Consider the following 20707-nt stretch of genomic DNA (forward strand, 5'->3'; position numbering starts at 1 on the left):
ATTTTCTTAGAAAGAAGTTCTGCATGAAGAGATCAAGATTTACGGACAGCCAGATCATGGAGGCGCTCAAGCGCGTTGAATCTGGATTGCCGGTGCCGGAGTTGTGCCGCGACCTGAGCATCAGCTCCGCCACGTTTTACAAATGGCGAGCCAAGTACGGCGGCATGGACACCTCCATGATGACCCGCATGAAAGAGCTTGAAGAAGAGAACCGGCGTCTGAAGAAACTGTATGTCGAAGCCCAACTCAAGGCCGACATCGTGGCCGAGGCACTCGCAAAAAAGTGGTGAGGCCATTTCAAAGACGTGAGATGGCCAAAAACGCGGTTCAACAAAAGGGTGTTGCCATCCGGCTTGCCTGCGAAGCCTTTCGGGTCAGCGAATCCTGCTACCGATATGAATCCATGTAAAACGCTGAGAATGAGGCGATCGCCAATTGGCTGCTTCGCTTGACCGAAAACCACCGCAACTGGGGTTTTGGCTTGTGCTTCCTGTACTTGCGCAATGTGAAGACGTTCAATTGGAATCACAAACGGGTTTACCGGATCTACCGCGAGCTCGAACTCAACTTGAGAATCAAACCCAGGCGGCGACTGGTGCGCGACAAGCCTGAACCGCTGGCGGTACCGCAGGCCATGAACGAAGTCTGGTCAATGGACTTCATGCACGACCAGTTGGAGGATGGGCGAAGCTTTCGCTTGTTCAATGTCATTGATGACTTCAACCGGGAAGCGCTGGGTATTGAAGTGGACTTCTCACTGCCCTCTGAGCGTGTCATCCGGGCTTTGAATCAAATCATTGCCTGGCGTGGCAAGCCACAAGCGATTCGCAGTGACAACGGCCCGGAGTACATCAGCAAACTGATCCAAGACTGGGCCAAAGGCATGGGCATCCGGTTGGACTACATCCAGCCCGGCAATCCCCAGCAAAATGCCTATGTAGAGAGATTCAACCGGACGGTTCGCTACGAGTGGCTTTCACAGAATCACTGGTCAACGATTGACGAGGTTCAGGAGCACGCTACGCAATGGACCTGGTCCTACAATCACGACCGCCCGCACATGGCCTTGGGTGGATTGACCCCGAAGCAGCACTTGGCCAAGGCTGCATAACCCTTCTACTTCTGACGTCAGTGGAAAAAGGGGGGATTACCTGATGCTTGCGTCTTGAACCGTCCCAATTTCGACAGTTTGCCTGGCAACGACTAACTCTAATTGTTCGTTAATCAAACAAACAATATTGCTATTAACATTTTGCGTGAGTCGTGCCCGAATTTTTGCCTTGAAAATGTCTGGGCTACAAGGTAGCGTAATGAAATCGGCAGCGCCCTGCTCGAATCCACGTAGTTCATCATCATCGTTTATTGGTGAACCAACGAGCACAACCGGGATACGCCATATTTCAGAATTACGTTTGATTTGACTGAATATTTCTTCGTGAACAACAAGTGGCATTTGGCAATCCAACAAGATCAGGCTGGGCAGTTTTTCTGCCGTGTTCAGATCACGTAATAGTTGCCCGACATCATGGGTCAATTTGACTTCATAGCTGTCCATCAACAAGGCCGGAACCCAGAGTCGACTCGACATCGATAAACCCATGGCAAAGATGATTGGCTTTTCTGTAGGAAATATATCCGTTGGTTTTCTCAAAGGTTAAGAGCGTGTGTATTGGGAAGGCACAGGGAACAGAACTGTCACAACCGTGCCAACGCCCAGCGTGCTTTCTATGTGCAGCTTCCCTTCGAGCAGGGTCATGATTTCTTTAACAATGCTCATGCCCAAACCGCTCCCCGGAACGTCCCCGGATTTGTTGGCCCGAAAAAAACGTTCGCAGACTCGTTGAACGCTGGCAGGACTCATGCCAACACCATGATCACGAATGGTGACACCGACAAGTGCACCTGAAGCATCCGTGCGTTGTTCGGCAAACGTCACTTCAATGTCACTCCCGACGGGTGAGTATTTGTACGCGTTTGACAGCAGGTTTAACAACACCTGATGGGTCTTGTCCGCGTCGCTCCAGATGCGGGTGACGTTGCCGTAAAAATTAACCACAGGCGAGCGCCTGTCGGCGGGAAGCGCGAAACTGCCAATAGCAAGATTCACCACCTCTGACAGATCAAGTGCTTTAAACGTTGTTTTGAGGCTGCGGCCCGACTCGATGCGCGCCAGGTCGAGCAAGTCGTCCAAAATATTGGCCATTCTGACCGAATTACCATGAATAATCGTCAAAAACTCACGCGTGTCTTGTTTGTTCAAATCACGGGCAAGCAAGAGTTCCGAGAACCCCATAATGCCCGCCATGGGTGAACGCAATTCATGCGCAGCGATGGCGAGAAAATTGGTTTTAATGCTCTCCAAAATCGTCTCGTGTGTCACATCACGCAGATAGAGGATTTTGGAAACGGTAGCGCTCAAGTTTACTCTCAGGCGCAATTCAATCACCTTGGGTGGGCTGCTTGCAATATCAATCAAGACACTTTTATCGGACGACCACCCGCTCTGCCCGTAATCCGCCAGACTTTCCAAATTTCTACCCTCGATACAGAGACGGTTGAGCGCGGTGATAAATGCAGCCTCGTCGAGTCCGATCAGGTCTGAATCCGACCAATCCGTGACACTCAAAAACGCAGGGTTGTGGTACTTGACATAACCGTCATGGTCAAAAACAACATAGCCATCAGGGCTTAAGGTAAACATGGTGTTCAATTGCGCATTGCGGTCCTCCACCTGCTCTTTGGCAAAGTGTTGCTCTGAAATATCGGTGATGGAGCCCGCGGCTCTGAACGGGTGTTCACCGGCAGAAGGTATCGGAGAGCCACGGATGGAGACCCACAAATAACTACCATCCTGACAACACAGGCGGAGTTCAATTTGATGCACTGATTCCGTTATTTTCGTAGCGCGGGACCATTCCTTCAGTGCCATGCCACGGTCTTCTGGATAAATCCAGTTCAGAAAAAATTCACTGGCATCCACTTCCACCATCGCGCTAAGCGCCGGGTATCCCAGCATGAAGAAGATGCTGTCTGAAAGAACTAGTTTGTTGGTTTCGATGTTCCAGTTCCAAATACCGGCGCCAGAGCCTGAGACAGCGATTTCCCACTTGTCCAAACGCGCCTGAATGGCATCTTCTGCTGCTTTGGCAAGCGCTACCTCCCGGACCCCATCTTCCAGTGCGAGAGCCAGACTTGCCTCCCTCCCTTGCAGGTCATGTACCAGTTTTTCACGCTTGGTCATTGCCGTGCACCATCGCAGAATGATTAACGAAAAAGCAATTCCTATCAGCAAGAAAAAACCGGCCAAGGCAGCAGGCTGCAACAGCCAGTAGCGTGAGAAATTCTTAGTCTCCTGAGCCAGAATGCTGGTTGACAAGCTTGAATAATCTGACAATGGAAAACTTGTCAATTGATGTAAGGCGATCCGATCTTTAAGCTCATGCAACTCGCTGCTGAGGCGGGTCTGCTCAGTCGCCTGCAGCTGCGCCTCGAAATACACACTGAACGCCAACATCCAACCCAAGACAGCCCCCCAAACAAGGACTAGCGCGGCATATCGGCCATATTTCAGAAGATGACTATTTTTCCAACTAGGTGATAGCCCACCTTGGCACACGGTCTCATCCATGATTTTTAGGTACAGCGTATTTTGGAACCTGGCTTCGCGCCCAACCCGTCAGCACACTGGGGAGCATCGACTGACCTTTAAGGTAGCCTTCTGTCTTGTGTCCGTTGTGCTTGTTAAGGCGCAACAATGACGCACGCACCGGGCCGCTGGCTTCAGGATTTTCAAGCGTCATCGTCACGCCCATCGCTTGTAGCCAAAACGTAGCGTCGGCCACCTCTCTCTGTAGTTGAGGCTGTACTTCGCGGGTAAAGCGTTGTTCAAACTTGAGGCGGTCAAAGGGACGGCTTTTAAGCGTTTTCAAGCTCGCATAGCCGCTTCCAAAGTCGCGGACAACAATTTTCACACCCATTTTCTTAAGCAATAGCAAGCGTGCCAACGCCTTGTCGGTAATCAACGCACTTTGCGCTTCGGTGAGCGTGAGTTCCAGCCTACAAGGGTCAATGCCAGTGTCAGTGGGCATGTCTGCTACCGCGTCGGCAATGGCCGTGCTCGTGATTTGTGCAGCGGTGAGGTTGAGTACAAGGTTCATGCCTGGTAGTCCTTGGGCATCCCAGATTTTCAGCTGTTTACTGGCCTCTTTTATCATCCAGACGGTTGATTCCAGGCCCGTCGCGCGCGGGCCAGTATGGGCTGTGTAGTCGTTCCAATCAACATCACCCGTCGGTTGATGGCAGCGCAGTTGCGCTTCACAGGCGAATATCTTGAACTGTGCACCGCTGGCAATTTGAGGTTGATAGACCAGGAACAATCGGTTCTGCGCAAGTGCCTTCTGAAAATCGGCTTGCACGGCTTGGCTAAATTGTGTGGTGGTTGTGGGCATTTGTTGGTTGTAAGCCCGAATGCGGTTGCCGCCATCCTTGTACGCATGCAGCATGGCGACATGAGCGTGCTCCAACAAGGTCGACACTTCAACACCATCAACCGGAAACGAGGCACAGCCAATACTTGCAGCAATGACAAGTTTCTCCTGATGCACAGGAATGTCGCGTGTCAGCGTTTTGATCATCCGCTGGGTAATCGGTCCCACATCAGCCTCGTTTTTGGGTCCGACCATCAAGGCCACAAAGCTGTAGGGTCCCGACCGTGCCAACAAGTCACAGCCGCGTATGACCTCCAGCAGTCGAGCAGCTGCTGTTTCCATGACTGCATCTGACCGGTCACGATCAGGTTCATTGTCAATCAACCCCATGCAATCGAGCTCGATGGCCAGTAAGGTCAAGCGTGGCCCCCCTTCCCAGGCATGGCTTATTTTCTGGTTGACCTTTTCATTGAACACACTCATGGTGGGCAGGCCCGTCAAACCGTCGTAATTGGCGGTGTCAAGGATGGTTCTTTCTGCACCCATGTGCATGGACAGGTCGGCAAAGCTCAAAATATATGCGCTTGTCCGATTGCTATTGTCTTTAATCGTCGTCACGGTTAGCCACTGCTGCAGTGGACGTCCACTTTGGGTGTAATTGGTGACGGGGCCTTGCCAGCGTTCATTCCTTTTGACTTCGTCCCATATTTCGTCCGAAATGATTTCATCACCACGGAAAGTCAGCAACTGATCAGTGTTTTGTCCTGTGAGCTCTAGGTTACCGTAACCGGTGACGCGTGAAAATGCGAGGTTCATCCCCAGTATGGTGCCGTGCGAGTTAGTCACCAGTGACCCCTGATGCAAACTGTGGTGAAGATGGTGCAATCGCCCTGAGTTATCTGTTTTCAGGGCAGTAACGGAGACGTCGCGCAGGACCCAGCAGGTGTAGGGTGCGTTGTCAAGCACCAGGGGGAAAATGACCGTGATGAACAATTGGTCTTCGCCCGTCTCATCTTTTGAATGCAAAAAAAACTCGCTCTGGTCAGACCATTTGTTGCTGCTTTCATCACCCAAACTGCTTAGCAAGATGTCCAGATGCGGCAGATGAAAAGGCGTGACCAGTTGCTGCAGACGAGTGATGTTGTTTTTGCGCAGGCCTAGTATTGAATTGGCGTTGCTGCTGGTGAACTGAATGAGACCATTTTGATCGGCAATCAGGCACAGCGTGTCGGGTGAGGGGTTCAATCGACCCAATATATCTGCAGCTTCAGCCAGTTTGGCATGGGTTGCCTTGAGGCTTTCATGTTGTTGCTCCAGCCGCGAGTAACGGCTCAGGAGTTCAATATAGTCGCCACCGTATTGATCTAACTGCAGTTGCGTTTCCCGGCTCTGCTCACGCGCCACCAAATCTAAATTTTTTTTGGTTTTCATGCGAGTTTCTCACTGAGCCAGCGCACCACTTTGAGGGGACTGAACGGTTTGACAAAGTAGGCGTCGGCACCCCGATCTTGCCCCTTGAGACAATCTGCTGCCTGCCCGCGTGCGGTCACCATGATGACCAAGGTTTGCTTGAGCAATGGGTTTTTTTTGATGGCCTCAAGAACCTTCAACCCATCGCATTCACCGGGCATCATGATGTCGAGCAAGACCGCATCTGGTTTATGCAGTTGTGCCATGGCAATGGCGTCCAGGCCGTCGCTCGCCTCCAGAGTTTCGTAGTCGTTACTCAACGTAATATTGAGAAGTCGTCGCATTCCGGCGTTATCGTCAACTATGAGAATTTTTTTCATCGCAAGATAGTGGGTATTTTTTTGACAGAAAAACTGCGGGTTGAAATGTGGGCGAGACAATCCAGTTCTTCTTTTGAAATCTTGGTCCCAGCCGGTTTTCGTGGCATGAGATACGCCAGATCCTGCGCGTACAACTCGGCTTGCTTGGAATAGAGGCAGTTGGCACAGTCATTCAGGCCACGGCCCTGCGAGGGGGCTCCGGTGGGTAATATCAATGTGAAGGATTCGATACCACGCAGCATCACATCGGACTGCGCTGGATCCAGCGGAACAATTTTGAGTTGCCCGCCGTGAAGTGCAACGATGCGACGGCAAATGGACTGATTAAGGTCGGCGTCGGTTGTCAGGGTCGGGCCAGGGTGGTCGGCAATCATCGCCACGGCGGACCGGTGACTGAAAAAACTACTGAACGCCCCCGTCATGACCACGAAACCACAGTTTTGGCGCACACGAATTTCAACTCGACAATGCGGTGGAGCGCTTGCGCCAATGCCTTCCAAAATCCCTTCGATCGCAACTTTTAACCAGCGTGCATGACCAAACACCATACCCTGCTTTCCGGCCTCGCCACTGAGCTCAGGATTGATGCTGTAGTCGCTGCGCCGTGAGGGAAGTTCCGCTATCGCCTCTTGAATAATATTTTGCAAGCTCACCCGCTCTTCGACATGAAAAGCGTCTGTCTGATGCAATTCGCACAGGTTCTCCATGCTGATTAGCAGGCGACTCAAACGCAAGGATTGCTTGTTTAACTGTTCAATATCAGCGGTGCTACGGGGTGATGTTTGCTCAAGGAGCTGTCGAAAATCACTCAACTCATGCCGAAAATCTTCGCTAAGCAATGAGTTAAAACTTTCTTCCTGAATCGTTTGGACCGCAGGTGCAGTCACTTGCGCCGTGATAAAAATTGAAAAACCATCTACCCCGTTTTGACAAAGATGAAAATCAGCGCTGTGCGGCGACGATGGGTACATTGAAGCAATATTGACCGGCGCCCGTACCACCCCGAGCGTGACGTCATCAATCATCGCGCTCAGTTCTTTCTCACGCGTCATGAAATGTTTTAACCAGGGCTGCGCAGCCCGGTTGAAGTCGGTCACGACACCCTTCTTATTCAAGAAAATGAGGCCCTCAGCCAGCTTTTCCAGCAGCGCAGAATTTAGACGCAGGCTCACGGTGCGATCAGTCCCAGGAGGTTCAATTATTTGCCCCTACAACGACCACCATCATCTTGTCGTACATCGGATTGCATTTGAATATTTCCAATATTTGCAACCCATCATCCAAAGAAACATTTTGGCCAAGATGCACAAGTTCGGACCGTGTGCGCTCCATCACAGCGCTCTGCACTAGTCCAACGTCAACGGCGCTTTCTGTTAAGCACTGGTTGATGACGCGCGGGTAGCCAATCTCTGTCGATGATGTTTCTGTCGACAATAGTTTTAGTACGGACTCACGGGATATTCTGCGATGTCCGCCTGCGGTCTTCCAGGCCGACAGGAACCCGTTGTCCACCCATGCTTGCACTGTTCCGACCGAGATACCCAGCAACACGGCTGCCTCACGGGAAGTACAAAAGATTTTTTTAATTTTCGTTGTAGCGCTCATCGACTTGACATTGTTAAATCGTAGATGCTTTTTTTAATTTTAAATCATTAATATAATTTTTAACAACTTATTGATGATTTTCATCAATCATCAAGGTATCGGCGTTGATGCAACACAACACTTTTTTCAGATAGCAGGAGACGCAAAGGTCAAGTACGTCTCGACACTTACACTTACGAAGGCATTGAAGTGGCCCGCTGCACCGCTGGGCAGCCGACTGGTGAAACGTTTGGGATGACGGCGCGCGCGCCAGTGCAAGGTTGATGATTCCAACCAACAACTGTGGGATCAGACTTGACCGATGGCTGAGGCGAACTAATCGGTAACCCACCAAAAAAAAAGAGAACCGGGTATGACTTAAATTAACCGGCATCCACGAAAACAGGGGCGATTGACGCTAGATGCGACCTTGCTTTCTTGGCAATTTCCAGCTCCAATGCCAGCGCCTGAAGCTCTCCAAATTGCACCGGCTTACGCATATAAAGTACATCAGGTGGTAGGCCACCTTGTTTTTCGATATCGAGAGCTGACATGCCGCTCACAACGATAATCAGCATGGATTGAAACTCTACATTGGCACGTAGTTCGTGCACCATTTTTAACCCATCTACATCAGCGAGATGCAGGTCCAATAGCAGCATATCGGGATGGTCACGATCCAGGTAAAGCAAAGCCGTCGCGCCATTTTCAGCGACAGTGACCACTGGTGCCATAGGCCAATTTCCGATAACGACCTCATAAAGCTTGAGAAGACTGAGGTCATCATCCACCGCCAATATTTTGACTGGCGAGATGTAGTCAAATTCTTTAAAAGCCATGAACATTAATTTCAAAGCAATAATTCTACAACTTCAGTATTTATGATAAATTTATTACAATCATCATTTCATCGACTACTCAACCGGTAGTCATCCAGACTGATTCTCAGCGCAACAGTTTTATTTCCAGGTCTCGTCCGCTGATGAAATCACCGTCCAACGGCACACGCACGAAGCAAGTCCACGGTGCCATCAGTTGGCCGTCTTGCGCCGCACAGTAAAGTCCAGACCATTGACAAAACTGCCGTCGGCCTTGATCTCCAGCGCAATTTCTTTGTCACTCAACAGGCCCAGTTTGGCCAACTGCGCCGGTGCAATACGCGCCTGATAACGCCCCGGCCGCACTGCCTGCACGATGTAATACCCGTCTGACGAACTGGTGACGCGCGCGACCACGTTGCCGCTGGCATCGACCAGCTCCACGTCAGCCGCGCCAATGCCGCGCTTCTTTTCCTTGTCCAGCAGGTAGACCACGCCGTCCACTTCGCCGGTCATCACCACCGGGAAGTCCAGCACCTGTGTCTTGCCCGGACGCGGCAAGATGCGCATGCCCGGCACCAATGGCACCCACTGCGGGTCTTCCAGCGTCGACGCATCAAGCTCGATGTCGGTGTACTGGTGCGGCGTTAGCCGGCTCAGGTACGCCTGGCCGTCGGCTCCGGTACGTGCCGCCGGGCGGCTGCCGCTGTTGAACACAAAACCCGCGTTCTCGATGGCTTCCTCGCCCGTTTCAAAAACACCGTTCTGGTTGGCATCTAAAAACGCGCGCGCCGACACCGCACCGCTGCCAGCCATAGGCTGCCAATCAGCCACCACGCGGTTGCCGCGTGGGTCGCGACCCAGCGACATGAACAACTGCAGCCCCACCGCCCGCTCACCAGTAGAGGACATGCGCCCGCTTACGGACAGACCAAAACTGCCGTAATTGCGCGTCCAGCCGCCACCGACGCTGGTAACCCCAGAGTCAAAAGCACGCAGCAGGTCCACGGTCAGCCGCTGGTTGACGCCAATTTCCTTATTACCACTCAGCGCCAGGCTCGACAACTGGCTTTCGGGCTTGACCAGGTAGGCCAGTTGCCCGCTCACGCCAAAACCAGCCACCCGGGTGCTGACCTGCAAGGCGCCCGCTGCGGTCTGGCTGTAGGCGTCTGAATGCCAGTTCATGCTGTTGGTGAAGCTGGTGCTGAACACGTTGGCTGAGAGCCGCGCCGCCACGTCCTGGCTCACCAGACCGGCCAGTGTCACGTCGCGCGACACATCCAACCCCACGGGCAGACGTGTTTTCTCGCCCACTGGCACGCTGCCGCTCAGGCGCAATTTATCGCGGGTCTTGAGCGGGTCGGCGCTGGGCGCAAAGAAGTCGCTGACAAAGTCGTTGAGCACCGTGTGCGTCAGATTGACTGCCATCTTGCGCAGTCTGGTCCGCAGGCCCAGGTTGGTCAAGTTGCCGCCGTTGCCAGCATGCACCAGGTCAGCGGTCAGCAGCGCACCGCCCAAAGAGGTGCGTAAGCCCAGGTTCTGGTACTGTGCCAGCGGCGTGTCAGCATTGGTCACACCGCCCGGCGTGGGCAAGCTCACCAGGCCGCCCACCATGGCCAGCTTGTCGGCCAGGCCCAAATCAAACTGCAGCGTGTGCCGGGTGGCGCCGTCGATGCCACGGCTGCCGCCTGCAGAGTAATAAAACTCACCGGGTTTGGTCAGGGTCTGATCCAGCAAAAACACCTGTCGCTCCACCCGCGTCTGGCCCAGCGGGCCGCTAAAGACCAGGCGGAACTCGTTCTCGCCAAACACCAGCGCTTGGTCGGCAAACTCATACAGGCCATCGGCGCGCGACTGCTGGAAGCCAATCAGCGCGTCGTTGAAATACAGCGTCACATCCCAGCCCGGCTGCAAGTCGCCGCGCAGCGTGTGCAGGCCAAAGCTGCTGGGCTGGGACAGTGCCCGGTTGCTCACCAGCAGGCCATCCCCACCGCCACCGCGCAAGGTGTTGTCCAGGGCAGGCAGGCCAATATTGCCCGCCATGACCGAGTGCGCCTGCAGTGGCCCCAACAACCCGCCGCCAGGGTCGTGGCGGCTCAAGGTCATGCGCACAACAGGGGTTGTCTTGGTGTTGGTGCTGCTGATGTAGGCCGACATCTCGGTGCCCAACAGGTCGCCAGTGACAAAAGCCGAATAGGCCACGCTGCTGCTGCCCTGCCCGTTGCTTCTGCTGGCGTTGATACCCAGGGTCTGGTCGACCACCGGCATGCTCACCAGCGCATAGTCGTTGGGTGCCACGGCAAAACCACGCTCACCCGCCGCGCCACCACGTTTGCCCAGGCCCTTGGCCAAGCGCTCGCGCTCCAGGCGGGCCTGCAAAGGCAGCTTTTCGCGCGGCAGAACTTCAAGCGTCAACGTGGGCAGACTCAGTTTGAAGTCCAGCGGCAACCAGCGCGCCAGCAGCTTGCTGGACACATACAGGTCCTCGTCAATCCACTGCACCTGCTGCGCATTAAAGGGCACGGTGCCATCTTTGAGGGTGATGGTGCCTGCGCCTAGGTCGAGCCGAAAACCACGGTCTTCCGTCAAGATAAAGCCACTGGCAACGCGGCTGCTGGCGTCCACGGTGATGCCCAGCGTCAGCAGGCGCGTCAGCTCGCCCAGCGGCAGCAGCACATCGTTGCCGCGCTCGTAGGCATAAAAACTATCGGCCAGCGTGGACTGGTCCAGGTACAGCTCAAGCAGCAGCACATTGGCGTTGGAGAAGGTTGGAGCAGCGCTGGCCGCAGCCTTGGTTGGCGGCTCTTGCGGCGTGGCCGCCAGGGCCGCCCCGCACAAGGAGAACGCCGCCAGCAGAGCTACCCATATTTTCATCGCGCGGCTTCTATCAAGTCATTGAATTTGCTTGTCATTGCGAGCGCAGCGCGGCAATCCATGCAGTTGGAAGTCATGGGTTACTTGACTTTGTTCGCCATGACAAAGAAATCGCCCCGTTCAAGGCAGCGCCAGCGTGGCCTGCGCAAGCAGTTTGCTGCCCGCATCGGGCCGGGTGCTGAAGCGCAGCGTCAGGGTGCCGTCCTTCAAGACCGTGCCTTCGGGCAGCATCAAGGGCATGCGCGCCTGGCGCAGCAGGTTGGGCACATACACCGCCACACCGGCTACACGTGCCACCTCCACCGGCTTGGCACCGGCCACCGCAAACTCGGCCACCAAGTCGCCATACACCGAACGGTTGCCGTCGCGGTGAATGGCAAACACCAGCATCGGTGTCTTGTTCTTGTCGGTGCCGGGTTCGATCTTCAGGCCATCCAGCGTGGCGGTGGCTGCCGTGTCGCCGTGGCGCACGATGACCGGAATACTGGCCCCCACCAGCGCCTGCAGCACGATGGCAATCTGGCCTTCTTCGGGCTTGGCCACGGCTTCCAGACTGCTCTGGCCATCGGTGTCGGCCACGCGGTCAAACTGCAGGTGTGAGCGGTATTCCCCCGTGGCCAGTTCGGCCGGTTTGCGCGCCGAAATGCGCACGGTCTGGCCCAGGCCGGGCTGCAGCGTGACCTGGCGCGGGGAGTAGGTCAGCAACTTGTCTGCAAACTGCTCGCCGGGCAACACCTCCTTGGCCTCGACAATCTCGCCGGTCTCGGTCATGCGCCGGTTCACGATGCTGATGCGGTAAGTCTCGGGCTTGCTGCCACGATTGATCAGTTCCACCTGTGCGGCGCGCTGCTTGTTTTCCAGCTCGACGCGGGTCGGGTAGAGCATCAGGTCGGCCCAGGCGGCCTGGCCGCCCAGCAGCAGCACGAGTGCCAAGGTGGTGCTTGAAAGAAGTTTTTTCATCAAAGTGCGACTGGTAAGAGAGATGGTTGGCCTATTAGGGGCAGGTCACCGTGACCGAAATATTGCCGGTGTAAGCACCGGCAGGCTCGCTGGCGCCCACGGTCAGGGTTGCGCCCACTTTGACGGTGTAGGCGCCCAAGCCATCCAGCGTGATGGAACCGACAGAATTCGTCAGCGAAATCGCGGTATTACTCACATTGCTGGCAGAAAAACTAGAGAGCTCCATCGGAGCGCTGCTAGCAGTCAGTGACGTGAAAGAGGTCGGTACGGTCAGTTCGCAAGTTGTATTTAGCGGACCTCCGGAAACTGCAAAAACGGCAGCTTGTTGTGTGGAGGCTTGATTAAACAGCGTCACGCTGCTGCTGGCTGTGCGCACACCGATCGGGCTGATGGTGACCGTTCCACTGGTAGCGCCTGGCACCAGCTTGCCAAAGGATAAATCTGCCGTTTTAGTCACCGTCACGGCTGCCAGCGCAGGCAAGGCCAGCGCAGTCCAAACAGAAGCCAAGACGACAACTATTTTTGCGGGATGAAACTTGTGAAACATGATGCCTCAGTTGTAAGTCACGGTGGCCGTCACGGTGCCGCCGTCACTGCTGCCTGTGGCTGCCTGGATCACCACAATCTGCACCCCGGTGCCACTCAAGGTGCCGCTGGTAGTCAGCGTGCCGCCCGAGGTGGTCATCTGGGTGATCAGAGCGGCCAGACCAGCGATGTCACTCGCGGTAAATGTCGTAGGGCTGCCCGAGGCGACCGCACCGCTGGCGGTCAGCGTCATCGTCGATGCCGCTGACCCGCCACCACCCGGGATGCTCAGTATGAGCACCCCGGTGGTCGAACTGACAAGCAGTTGTGTGCTGGTGTCGGCGGAGACTTGAACTGGAGCGATGACTATCGCATTTATACCGGCTGTAGAGCTAGCTGCCACTACCGATGGAGTGAATAGAACCTCAATCAGTACAGTGAAAGCGATAGCCAACAAGCGATGCGACATACATATTGACTAGTTGTAGGCAACCGTTACAGGTAAACCAGCAGCATTTGTGTAAACGCCAGGTACTTGATTTAACCCTACCGTCAAAGTTCCACCCACTGTAAGTGTTGCGGCACCAGAAATCAATGCACTCGTACCAGCACCAGATGTTATCGCCACTGAAGCACCACCAACAGCAGCTGTTAGTGAAGTGGCAGCAACGGACATTGTTTCACCGCCTGCGCCAGTTAAGTTCGTCAGAGTGATATCGCTGGTAGGCAAGGCAATCGAAAACGTTGCGCCTGCATCACCTGCGATACCAAATGAAGCAGCCGCCCCTGCCGCTGCAGTTGCGGTACTGGGTACGAACACACCACCACTAACTGAGCGAGCTCCGTTAGTGGCTGCAATGACGACGGTGCCAGCAGTTTCTTTGTCCGGCGCAAATGTTCCGAAGTTCAGATCGACATTTTTTGTAATAACAATAGGCGCAAGAACTGTAGCGTTTACTGCTGCAGTGCCCATCGAATCGGATCCGGCAGCCATCGCCCCCCCCGCCATCGCCATCGCGCCAATCACCAAAACCAGCTTTGTAATTTTCATGCTCATGATTAACTCCTAAAGATCCGCCCCAAAGTTGGTAGCGGTGTGGACGTCTTCAGTGGTTGACGGCCAGACCAATACTCAGCGAGCCTTTCCCGATTTCGGGATTCAATCCAGGATTTCTCCAGTGTTTCCGACTATCCACGCATGCTTGAAATCACGCTTACGAAACGCTTACTTCTTATGCTTTAAGCTTAAAAATCACCTTTTTCAACATAATCATTGTATTCAATTTACAGCCTATGAAAATTTTTAATATAAATTTCTAGGCGGTGTTCGGAAAGTCAGTGGAGCCACTTCATGACGCCGGCGATGTGTACAAAGCCCAGAAATCGGATGTCGAGCTTGTCAAAGCGCGTGGCCACACGGCGAAAGATCTTCATGCGCTGGAATAGGTTTTCAACCAAGTAGCGCGCCTTGTAGCGGTGCTTGTCCAGGACACGCGGATTTTTGCGGTTGGCCTTGGAAGGGATGATGACCTGCATGCCTTGCGCCTGGGCGATCTGGACAATTTTGTCCGAGTCGTAGGCCTTGTCAGCCAGAAGAGCCTTGGCCGCCAACCCATCGAGCAATTCGGGCACCGACTTGGAATCATAGCGCTGGCCCGGGGTCAGTACAAAGCGCAGCGGGTTGCCCAGGGCGTCGCAGACGGCGTGGATTTTGTTGTTGAGCCCGCCGCGCGTGATGCCAATAGCCTGAGGGCCGCTTGTTTTTCGAGCACCTGCCGAGGCCTGATGCGCCTTGCAGCAAGTCGAGTCCACCATCATCTCCTCCAGGCCGGGTTGCTGCACCTCTTGGAGAAGGCGTTCGAAATGCCCCTTGTCGCACCAGTAGGCGTAACGCTGGTAAACCACATTCCATTTGCCTAGCCGCTCGGGAAGGTCACGCCAGGCGGCGCCCGTACGGGCCATCCACAGCAGGGCATTGAAAAACGTCCTATGTACCCCGCCGGGGCGACCCTTGCAAGGCGGTAGCCGCAGAGCAATTCGCTCCCACTGCGCATCGGTGAAACTATGCCATTCTTGAGTCATTGGGCTGGCCAAAACGGCTGATTACATCACTGACACAGCGCTCAAAAAGCGTGCACGGTCATGCGACGCTTTTCCCTGAAGTGGCCCAACATCAGCACATCAAACTTTCCGAACACGGCCTAGATTGATTTTGTTAAAAATGTTTAAAAGAGAGAATGCGGTCAGCACTGGTCCTAGCGCCTGGCTGCTGCCAGTGTTGCTGTCCGAATGACTCCGTGGCGTCAAATAGTTGCCCACCACCAAGACAAATTCAACACCGAGTTTGGCCAGAGCACCGCTTTGCGCACCACGGCGGGCGCTGCCCAAAAACTGAAGCGGATTCTCTAGCGGGTGCCCGTATGTGTATTTGGCCCATTCGTGCGCGCCAAGATGCACAGACCATTGCTGCTGCGACATTTACGCGGTTTGGAATTGACCCTGAACGACAGAAGAGGCTTTTCGCATGGCTCGGCCAGCAGGTAGTCACGCTCCAGCGCCCAGCCAAACATCTGGCGCAGGTCTGCCAACGTTTTCTTTTGCATGCTGATGCGCGGGCGGTCTTCTGTGCCACTGGCATCAAGCGCCACATTGCAGTGGATACGCAGGGCTTGCCGCACGCAGTGCAGGTCACCACGGCCGAAGTGACGGATCGCAAGAGGGCACTACAGGCGATAGGGCGGTGCAAGGCGGGCCTGGGTCGGGTTCAGAGTGTGTTGACTGACAGCGGCTACACGGGCAAGCCGTTTGCGCAAGGCGTGCGAGAAGCACTGGGTGAGCATGTGACGGTGCAAGTTGCCAAACGCAGCGAACTGCAAACATTCGCAGTCATTCCCAAGCGCTGGGTGGTGGAACGAAGCTTTGCTTGGCTGGAGAAGAACCGACGGCTGTGGAAGAACTGTGGGCGACACATCAACACCAGCTTGCAGTTTGTGCATTTGGCCTTTCTGGCGCTGATACTCAGGAGATCGCAAACACGTTCTTAGGCAAAAGCAAAGGGGCCTGTCGGCCCCTTCGCTTTTGCCCGTTCGCCAGCATAAAACTTCGCCAAATTTGCGCTCTATTAATCGGTTAGGTCGCTGTATTGGCCTCCAGCAGCGTTTGCGGCACAAGTTGCTGGATAGGTAAATCTGTTTCGCAAAATGCGCGTTGTCTGCTGCCCTTCCGACTGTTGAACAAGTCAGTACGCGTCAATGTCACCGAAACGCCCTGCTCGCCCACCGGGTCAGCCGGCCAAAATGGTTGGGCAGCGGGTTATTCAGCAACCACTACCCCGGTTCCCAGCTTTTCACGCAGTTGGGACAACGGTTGGGACAATGGGCAATTTCGAAGGCACAAAGAAGAAAGGACTTAGAGCATTTCTACTCTAAGTCCTTGATTCATATGGTCGGTGTGAAAGGATTCGAACCTTCTACCCCTTGCACCCCATGCAAGGAATCAAGCTATTCAGACCAATTCACTAATTTTCGAGAAAATACCATAAGCCGTTGTTATTAATAAATAATATGCCATTTTTGTGTTTCACCAAATTTCATTGAAATTCCGGGCTTGTAGCCGTCAGACCGTACCGCAAACCGTACCGCCAATGAATGCATTAATTGGATATAGACATGGCCGAAAACAAGCTCACCGACAAGACGCTACGCGCTTTCAAGCCATCCGACCGGGAGCAGCTGGTTGGAGATGGTGGGGGGTTATGGGTTCGAATCCTGCCTTCGGCCAAGGGGGGCACTGTCAATTTCTATTATCGATTTCAAATAGATGGCAAAGAACGTCGCTACAACTGCGGCAGCTACCCCGAGACATCGCTAGCCGATGCCCGCCGCAATCGCAACACCGCCCGAGAGTTGGTTGGAAAAGGCATAGACCCCGTTGATCAAGCTACTGAGGCCAAGGCAGCCACTGAAGCCGCACTGGCGGCACAGCGGTTAGAAAAGACCGTTGACGGCCTCTTTGAGGATTGGGCGCGCGTGTACCTCAGCGCCCATCACAAGGACGGAGGCGATTTTGCTCGCGCGGCCTATGTGCTCGATGTCAAGCAAACCATCGGCACCATGCGTGCCCGTGATGTCCGACTACCCCACATCATCCGGGTGATTGACGGTCTTCTGGACCGTGGTGTCCGGCGCAAGGCCAACATGGTGCTCTCACTGCTGAGGCAAATGTTCCGTCATGGGCTGGGGCGTGGCATCGTCGATACCGATCCGACATTGGGGATTTCCAAAAAGCAAGCAGGCGGAAAAGAAACGCCGGTAGAGCGAAACCTAAACGACTCCGAAATCCAAGAACTCAACGGCAAGCTCAATCGGTCTGGACTTCATCCCAAGATGCTCGCGGCACTGCGCCTTATATTGGCCACGGGAGCTCGGGTCGGCGAGATTACTCAAGCCCGATGGGCGGACATTGATTTGACCAAAAAAGTCTGGCACATCCCTGCCGAGCACTCAAAAAATGGCCGAGCCCACCTGATCCAACTGTCAGCCTTTGCCATTGAGCAACTCACATCACTGAGCGAGTACAGGTCAAACTCATATCTGTTGGCAGCAACGAGAGTGAGACTCACCCCCGCAGGAGAAAGGCCTGATGCGCCCATGTCGGGGAAAACCATCAGCAAGGCGGTCCATGACCGAATTCGCAACGTACCACTCAGGGGCCGCACACAGAGTACCGGTGTTCTGATGCTGTCCGGCGGTGAATGGTCACCTCACGATTTACGGCGCACCATGGCGTCGCGCATGGGCGACCTGGGAGTCGCCCCGCACGTCATCGAGCGCTGCCTCAATCACATACAACAAGGAATCGTGGCGGTCTACCAACGGCAGGAATACCTTGTAGAGCGCAAGGCGGCATTTGAGTTGTGGGGGCAAAAATTGGAGCAACTTACAAGTAGTGTCGAAAGGTGAACACCATCAACAATCCGCCACAACAAAAACACGCAATGACAAAGAGAACAAAGAACAACGATGAGTCGCTTCTTTTGTGGCTTTCCACCTGGCGCCAGTTCATTCAAAATCTGGAGATCACAGAGGACACCGACCTGACTGACATTGACCACCAAGACATTGTCGTGAGAGGCAATCTACCACGTCTAATCGCCCTACTAGCGGACAAAGACTTCACCGGGAAATTGACAAAGGCGTATGGGCCGATACACGACAAGGTCGGAGGCCCCCAAGCCCAAGAGACAATCCGCCAATTCCTTATGGACGCCTGCTGGCTATGCCAACCCAGACTGAATGCCGCCCAAAAAAAAACAAAAAACATGGGCGCAGCTGATCCAGGTGACGCCAAAAAGTCAATGCTCGCCCTCAACAAGGCAGCGCTCAAACTGGCCCAACAAATCCAAGATCATTCACCCTCGGCCATCGGACCCGACTCCTGCACCTACCTAGAAGAGAGACTGCAGGCAGGCAACCCGATTGGATACATTTTTAAACGCAAAAATTCATGGCAGAGCGCCCTACCTCAGCAGCCCACTCGCCGCCTGACTGAACTATTGCGGTGTTTTGCCAGTGACATTGAAGAAGAGGCCGCACTCCTCAGTATTTCGATAGAGGGTCACCGCCAAAAAAGCGGCTCCCAGGCCGGACTCCATTTTGCAATGGATGCATTAGCTCAAGCGTCAATCGCGCTTTCGACAAAGACCCCGGCACAACCCAATTTCGCCATCGTCAACAGCGTCATCGCGACGCTATTGGACCCGCCTAATGGATTCGACTCCAGCACAGTCAGAAGGCGTTATCTGGCCAACCAAAAAAGGAAAACTCGCACCTGAAATTTCGGGAGTTTTCCTCATGTAAATCACCCCTTTTTGGGACTATAGCGGTGTCAGTTATTCAACAAGGAACACCGCTATGCAAAACATCTATCTCCGCTGGCCCACAGTTCATCTCGTTTCGGGGCTGAGTCGGGTCACAGTCTGGCGCATGGAGCGAGACGAACGGTTTCCCCGTCGCCGCCAGCTGTCAGCCAACTCGGTGGGCTGGTTGCAGTCAGAAATTGAAGCATGGGTTGACACCCGTGAGGCCGTCACGGTCAGCTTGCCAATGAAGGCCTGACATGACCAAGCCTAACACCAAGCCCAACGCCATCCACTACTCCACGTACGCTGACATCCTGGCGAATGCCCTGGTCTCAGATCGACCAGAAATAATGCAAATCGAGCAGCTCTCACCGGCCGTGCGGGCTCAAATCGCCTCTGGTCAACAGCAGGGACTACACCTTGTCAGCGTTCGTTGGCTCTCCGGCCAGTTTGCGCTCATGTTCTGCGAGCCGGGCTGCAACATGCCAAGCAGTGAAAAAGTTATCGCTGCGTACAGCCAATGTCGCTGGGCCACCAATACCCCTCTAAAAGGCGGCACCAAATGAGGACCAAGCAGTCAAAAATCGCACCAGCCGCTCCTGAGGCTGTAGACACGGTCACCCTACTTTGGGTCGGGCCAGGCAAACTGGCCACCAAGCAGTTCAACAAAGCATCGCCCGACGCGGAGGTGACATCAAAACAGTTTGACGCAGGATATTTCTACGCTGTGCTAAGGCCAATTGGGGTTAGCTGCATCGAAGACTTGTCGTTGGTTCTCACCACTGCTGAAAAGTGGCCACAGGCATTGATCGTTCGTGGTGCGCCAGTGTCAGAAAGCTTGATTGGCACCGACGTCACTCGAACTGGCAGCGGCGACGGGTCAGCCTTCAAAGGCAATTTCATGACCCCAATTCAAGGCAGGCATTACGTTGAAATTGATGTTGACAAATTGCAACTTCCTACCGGCTGGACGCTTGACCATGCCAGCATCGGAAAAATATGCGAGTACGTCATCCAACTGCTCCCGGCGGAATTCCACGACGCCAGCTACCACTGGCAGCTGTCATCCAGTTCAGGTGTTTTCGACAGGACCAAGGTGTCGGCACACTTCTGGTTTTGGTTGAAAAGACCTGTACCAGACGCTGACTTAAAGTCATGGGCGAAGCACGTCAACCATGCGGCCAACATCAAGCTGATTGATCCTGCGCTGTTCCAACACGTGCAACCGCACTATATTGCGGCACCAATTTTCACTGGCATGTCCGACCCGTTTCCAACCCGCTCAGGGTTGATAAGCAAATCACTCGGCAGCGTTGACCTGAAACTGCCGCCACCTGTGGCTGTGTCACAAACTGGAAGTACAGTAAACAGCGACTCATTCAACCGCAGTGGCGACGGTGGTTTTGAGTATTACCTGAGTCAAATCGGCGATCACCCTGGCGGTGACGGCTTCCACGATCCTATTGTTCGAGCTGCGGCCAGTTACGTGGCAGCACATGGCACACAGGACACTGACGCAGAAGCCCTGTTCTTGTCTATTCAGCTGCGTGTAATCAAAGCTGACTCATCCAACCATAGCAGAGGCGATGTAGAGGCCAGAAGCAGCCGAGATCACATCATGTCTGCCATCAACACCGCCCTAAACAAGTATGGTGATGCTGTGGGTCAGCGCCGTAAATCACGCAGGTTAGTCGGTCTCACGCCCGACGCTCATGAAGGTTATCAGGAAATCGCCATGATCCAAGCCAGCATTGATGCGATCCTAGATGAGGTGTTTTGACCATGGAGGTCACTGTAATTCGCTCCCCCTCAGGCATGGGGAAAACCTCTCAATTCGCTCAACGAATTGCCCATACCCAAAAAGACTGG

At 54.3% G+C, this 20707-nt stretch carries 20 protein-coding genes and 2 pseudogenes; 8 read left to right on the forward strand and 14 right to left on the reverse strand.

The genetic code is table 11. The features are described 5' to 3' along the window. The first annotated feature begins 23 nt into the window (after positions 1-23). Positions 24-1111: pseudogene (locus J8G15_RS05670) on the forward strand (IS3 family transposase). 36 nt (positions 1112-1147) lie between these two features. Here J8G15_RS05670 and J8G15_RS05675 read toward each other — a convergent pair. The 6 genes from J8G15_RS05675 to J8G15_RS05700 are packed head-to-tail and all read right to left on the reverse strand — an operon-like array spanning position 1148 to position 7822. Then, the gene (locus tag J8G15_RS05675) at positions 1148-1651 is read right to left on the reverse strand and encodes a two-component system response regulator (RefSeq protein ID WP_210546558.1); all 504 of its coding nucleotides are present in this window, start codon (positions 1649-1651) and stop codon (positions 1148-1150) included. A 3-nt stretch (positions 1652-1654) separates the two neighbouring features. After that, the gene (locus tag J8G15_RS05680) at positions 1655-3628 is read right to left on the reverse strand and encodes a PAS domain-containing sensor histidine kinase (RefSeq protein ID WP_210546559.1); all 1974 of its coding nucleotides are present in this window, start codon (positions 3626-3628) and stop codon (positions 1655-1657) included. Further along, entirely contained in the window at positions 3621-5858 is a 2238-nt protein-coding gene (locus J8G15_RS05685) for an EAL domain-containing protein (RefSeq protein WP_210546560.1), read from the reverse strand. Before J8G15_RS05685 ends, J8G15_RS05680 begins: the two co-directional genes overlap by 8 nt. Next, positions 5855-6217 carry a response regulator transcription factor gene (locus tag J8G15_RS05690; protein WP_210546561.1) on the reverse strand — a complete coding sequence of 121 codons (363 nt, stop codon included), beginning with the start codon at positions 6215-6217 and terminating at the stop codon, positions 5855-5857. Before J8G15_RS05690 ends, J8G15_RS05685 begins: the two co-directional genes overlap by 4 nt. Continuing rightward, a complete protein-coding gene (locus J8G15_RS05695) occupies positions 6214-7389 on the reverse strand; it encodes a hypothetical protein (RefSeq protein ID WP_210546562.1) in 1176 nt (391 codons plus the stop codon). Before J8G15_RS05695 ends, J8G15_RS05690 begins: the two co-directional genes overlap by 4 nt. Positions 7390-7411: 22 nt before the next feature. Beyond that, a complete protein-coding gene (locus tag J8G15_RS05700) occupies positions 7412-7822 on the reverse strand; it encodes a helix-turn-helix domain-containing protein (RefSeq protein WP_210546563.1) in 411 nt (136 codons plus the stop codon). 73 nt (positions 7823-7895) lie between these two features. Here J8G15_RS05700 and J8G15_RS05705 point away from each other — a divergent pair, with 73 nt between their 5' ends. Then, positions 7896-8060, forward strand: a complete 165-nt coding sequence (locus J8G15_RS05705; RefSeq protein ID WP_210546564.1) for a hypothetical protein — start codon at positions 7896-7898, stop codon at positions 8058-8060. A gap of 124 nt (positions 8061-8184) precedes the next feature. On the opposite strand, the gene J8G15_RS05710 is transcribed toward J8G15_RS05705, so the two are convergent. The 8 genes from J8G15_RS05710 to J8G15_RS05745 all read right to left on the reverse strand — a co-directional run bounded on the left by J8G15_RS05710 (position 8185) and on the right by J8G15_RS05745 (position 15581). Further along, the gene (locus tag J8G15_RS05710) at positions 8185-8640 is read right to left on the reverse strand and encodes a PleD family two-component system response regulator (RefSeq protein ID WP_210546565.1); all 456 of its coding nucleotides are present in this window, start codon (positions 8638-8640) and stop codon (positions 8185-8187) included. A 192-nt stretch (positions 8641-8832) separates the two neighbouring features. Beyond that, positions 8833-11493, reverse strand: coding sequence for a collagen binding domain-containing protein (locus J8G15_RS05715; protein ID WP_210546566.1), 2661 nt, complete (start codon positions 11491-11493; stop codon positions 8833-8835). 120 nt (positions 11494-11613) lie between these two features. After that, positions 11614-12453, reverse strand: coding sequence for a molecular chaperone (locus J8G15_RS05720; RefSeq protein WP_210546567.1), 840 nt, complete (start codon positions 12451-12453; stop codon positions 11614-11616). Between the two features lie 34 nt (positions 12454-12487). After that, positions 12488-13000 carry a DUF4402 domain-containing protein gene (locus J8G15_RS05725; protein WP_210546568.1) on the reverse strand — a complete coding sequence of 171 codons (513 nt, stop codon included), beginning with the start codon at positions 12998-13000 and terminating at the stop codon, positions 12488-12490. A 6-nt stretch (positions 13001-13006) separates the two neighbouring features. Then, a complete protein-coding gene (locus J8G15_RS05730; RefSeq protein ID WP_210546569.1) occupies positions 13007-13447 on the reverse strand; it encodes a hypothetical protein in 441 nt (146 codons plus the stop codon). 9 nt (positions 13448-13456) lie between these two features. Next, complete coding sequence (locus tag J8G15_RS05735; protein WP_210546570.1) at positions 13457-14035, reverse strand: DUF4402 domain-containing protein; 579 nt, start codon at positions 14033-14035, stop codon at positions 13457-13459. A 278-nt stretch (positions 14036-14313) separates the two neighbouring features. Next, positions 14314-15060 carry an IS5 family transposase gene (locus tag J8G15_RS05740; protein ID WP_210546571.1) on the reverse strand — a complete coding sequence of 249 codons (747 nt, stop codon included), beginning with the start codon at positions 15058-15060 and terminating at the stop codon, positions 14314-14316. 323 nt (positions 15061-15383) lie between these two features. Continuing rightward, positions 15384-15581 (reverse strand): hypothetical protein, encoded by a 198-nt coding sequence (locus J8G15_RS05745; protein ID WP_210546572.1) that lies wholly within the window; start codon positions 15579-15581, stop codon positions 15384-15386. 27 nt (positions 15582-15608) lie between these two features. Here J8G15_RS05745 and J8G15_RS05750 point away from each other — a divergent pair. The 6 genes and pseudogenes from J8G15_RS05750 to J8G15_RS05775 all read left to right on the forward strand — a co-directional run. Next, positions 15609-16022: pseudogene (locus J8G15_RS05750) on the forward strand (IS5 family transposase); the annotation flags it as partial. Between the two features lie 624 nt (positions 16023-16646). After that, positions 16647-17939 (forward strand): site-specific integrase, encoded by a 1293-nt coding sequence (locus tag J8G15_RS05755; RefSeq protein WP_210546573.1) that lies wholly within the window; start codon positions 16647-16649, stop codon positions 17937-17939. Beyond that, positions 17936-18811, forward strand: a complete 876-nt coding sequence (locus J8G15_RS05760) for a hypothetical protein (RefSeq protein WP_210546574.1) — start codon at positions 17936-17938, stop codon at positions 18809-18811. The genes J8G15_RS05755 and J8G15_RS05760 overlap by 4 nt, the downstream gene beginning before the upstream one ends. Positions 18812-18890: 79 nt before the next feature. Continuing rightward, complete coding sequence (locus tag J8G15_RS05765; RefSeq protein WP_210546575.1) at positions 18891-19094, forward strand: AlpA family transcriptional regulator; 204 nt, start codon at positions 18891-18893, stop codon at positions 19092-19094. A 1-nt stretch (position 19095) separates the two neighbouring features. Then, complete coding sequence (locus J8G15_RS05770) at positions 19096-19404, forward strand: hypothetical protein (RefSeq protein WP_210546576.1); 309 nt, start codon at positions 19096-19098, stop codon at positions 19402-19404. Beyond that, positions 19359-20618: a hypothetical protein gene (locus tag J8G15_RS05775; RefSeq protein ID WP_210546577.1), complete on the forward strand. Its 1260-nt coding sequence runs from the start codon at positions 19359-19361 to the stop codon at positions 20616-20618. The genes J8G15_RS05770 and J8G15_RS05775 overlap by 46 nt, the downstream gene beginning before the upstream one ends. Positions 20619-20707: the final 89 nt, after the last annotated feature.

The organism is Rhodoferax sp. PAMC 29310 (assembly GCF_017948265.1).
In the GTDB taxonomy this organism is placed as follows: Bacteria; Pseudomonadota; Gammaproteobacteria; order Burkholderiales; family Burkholderiaceae_C; genus Rhodoferax.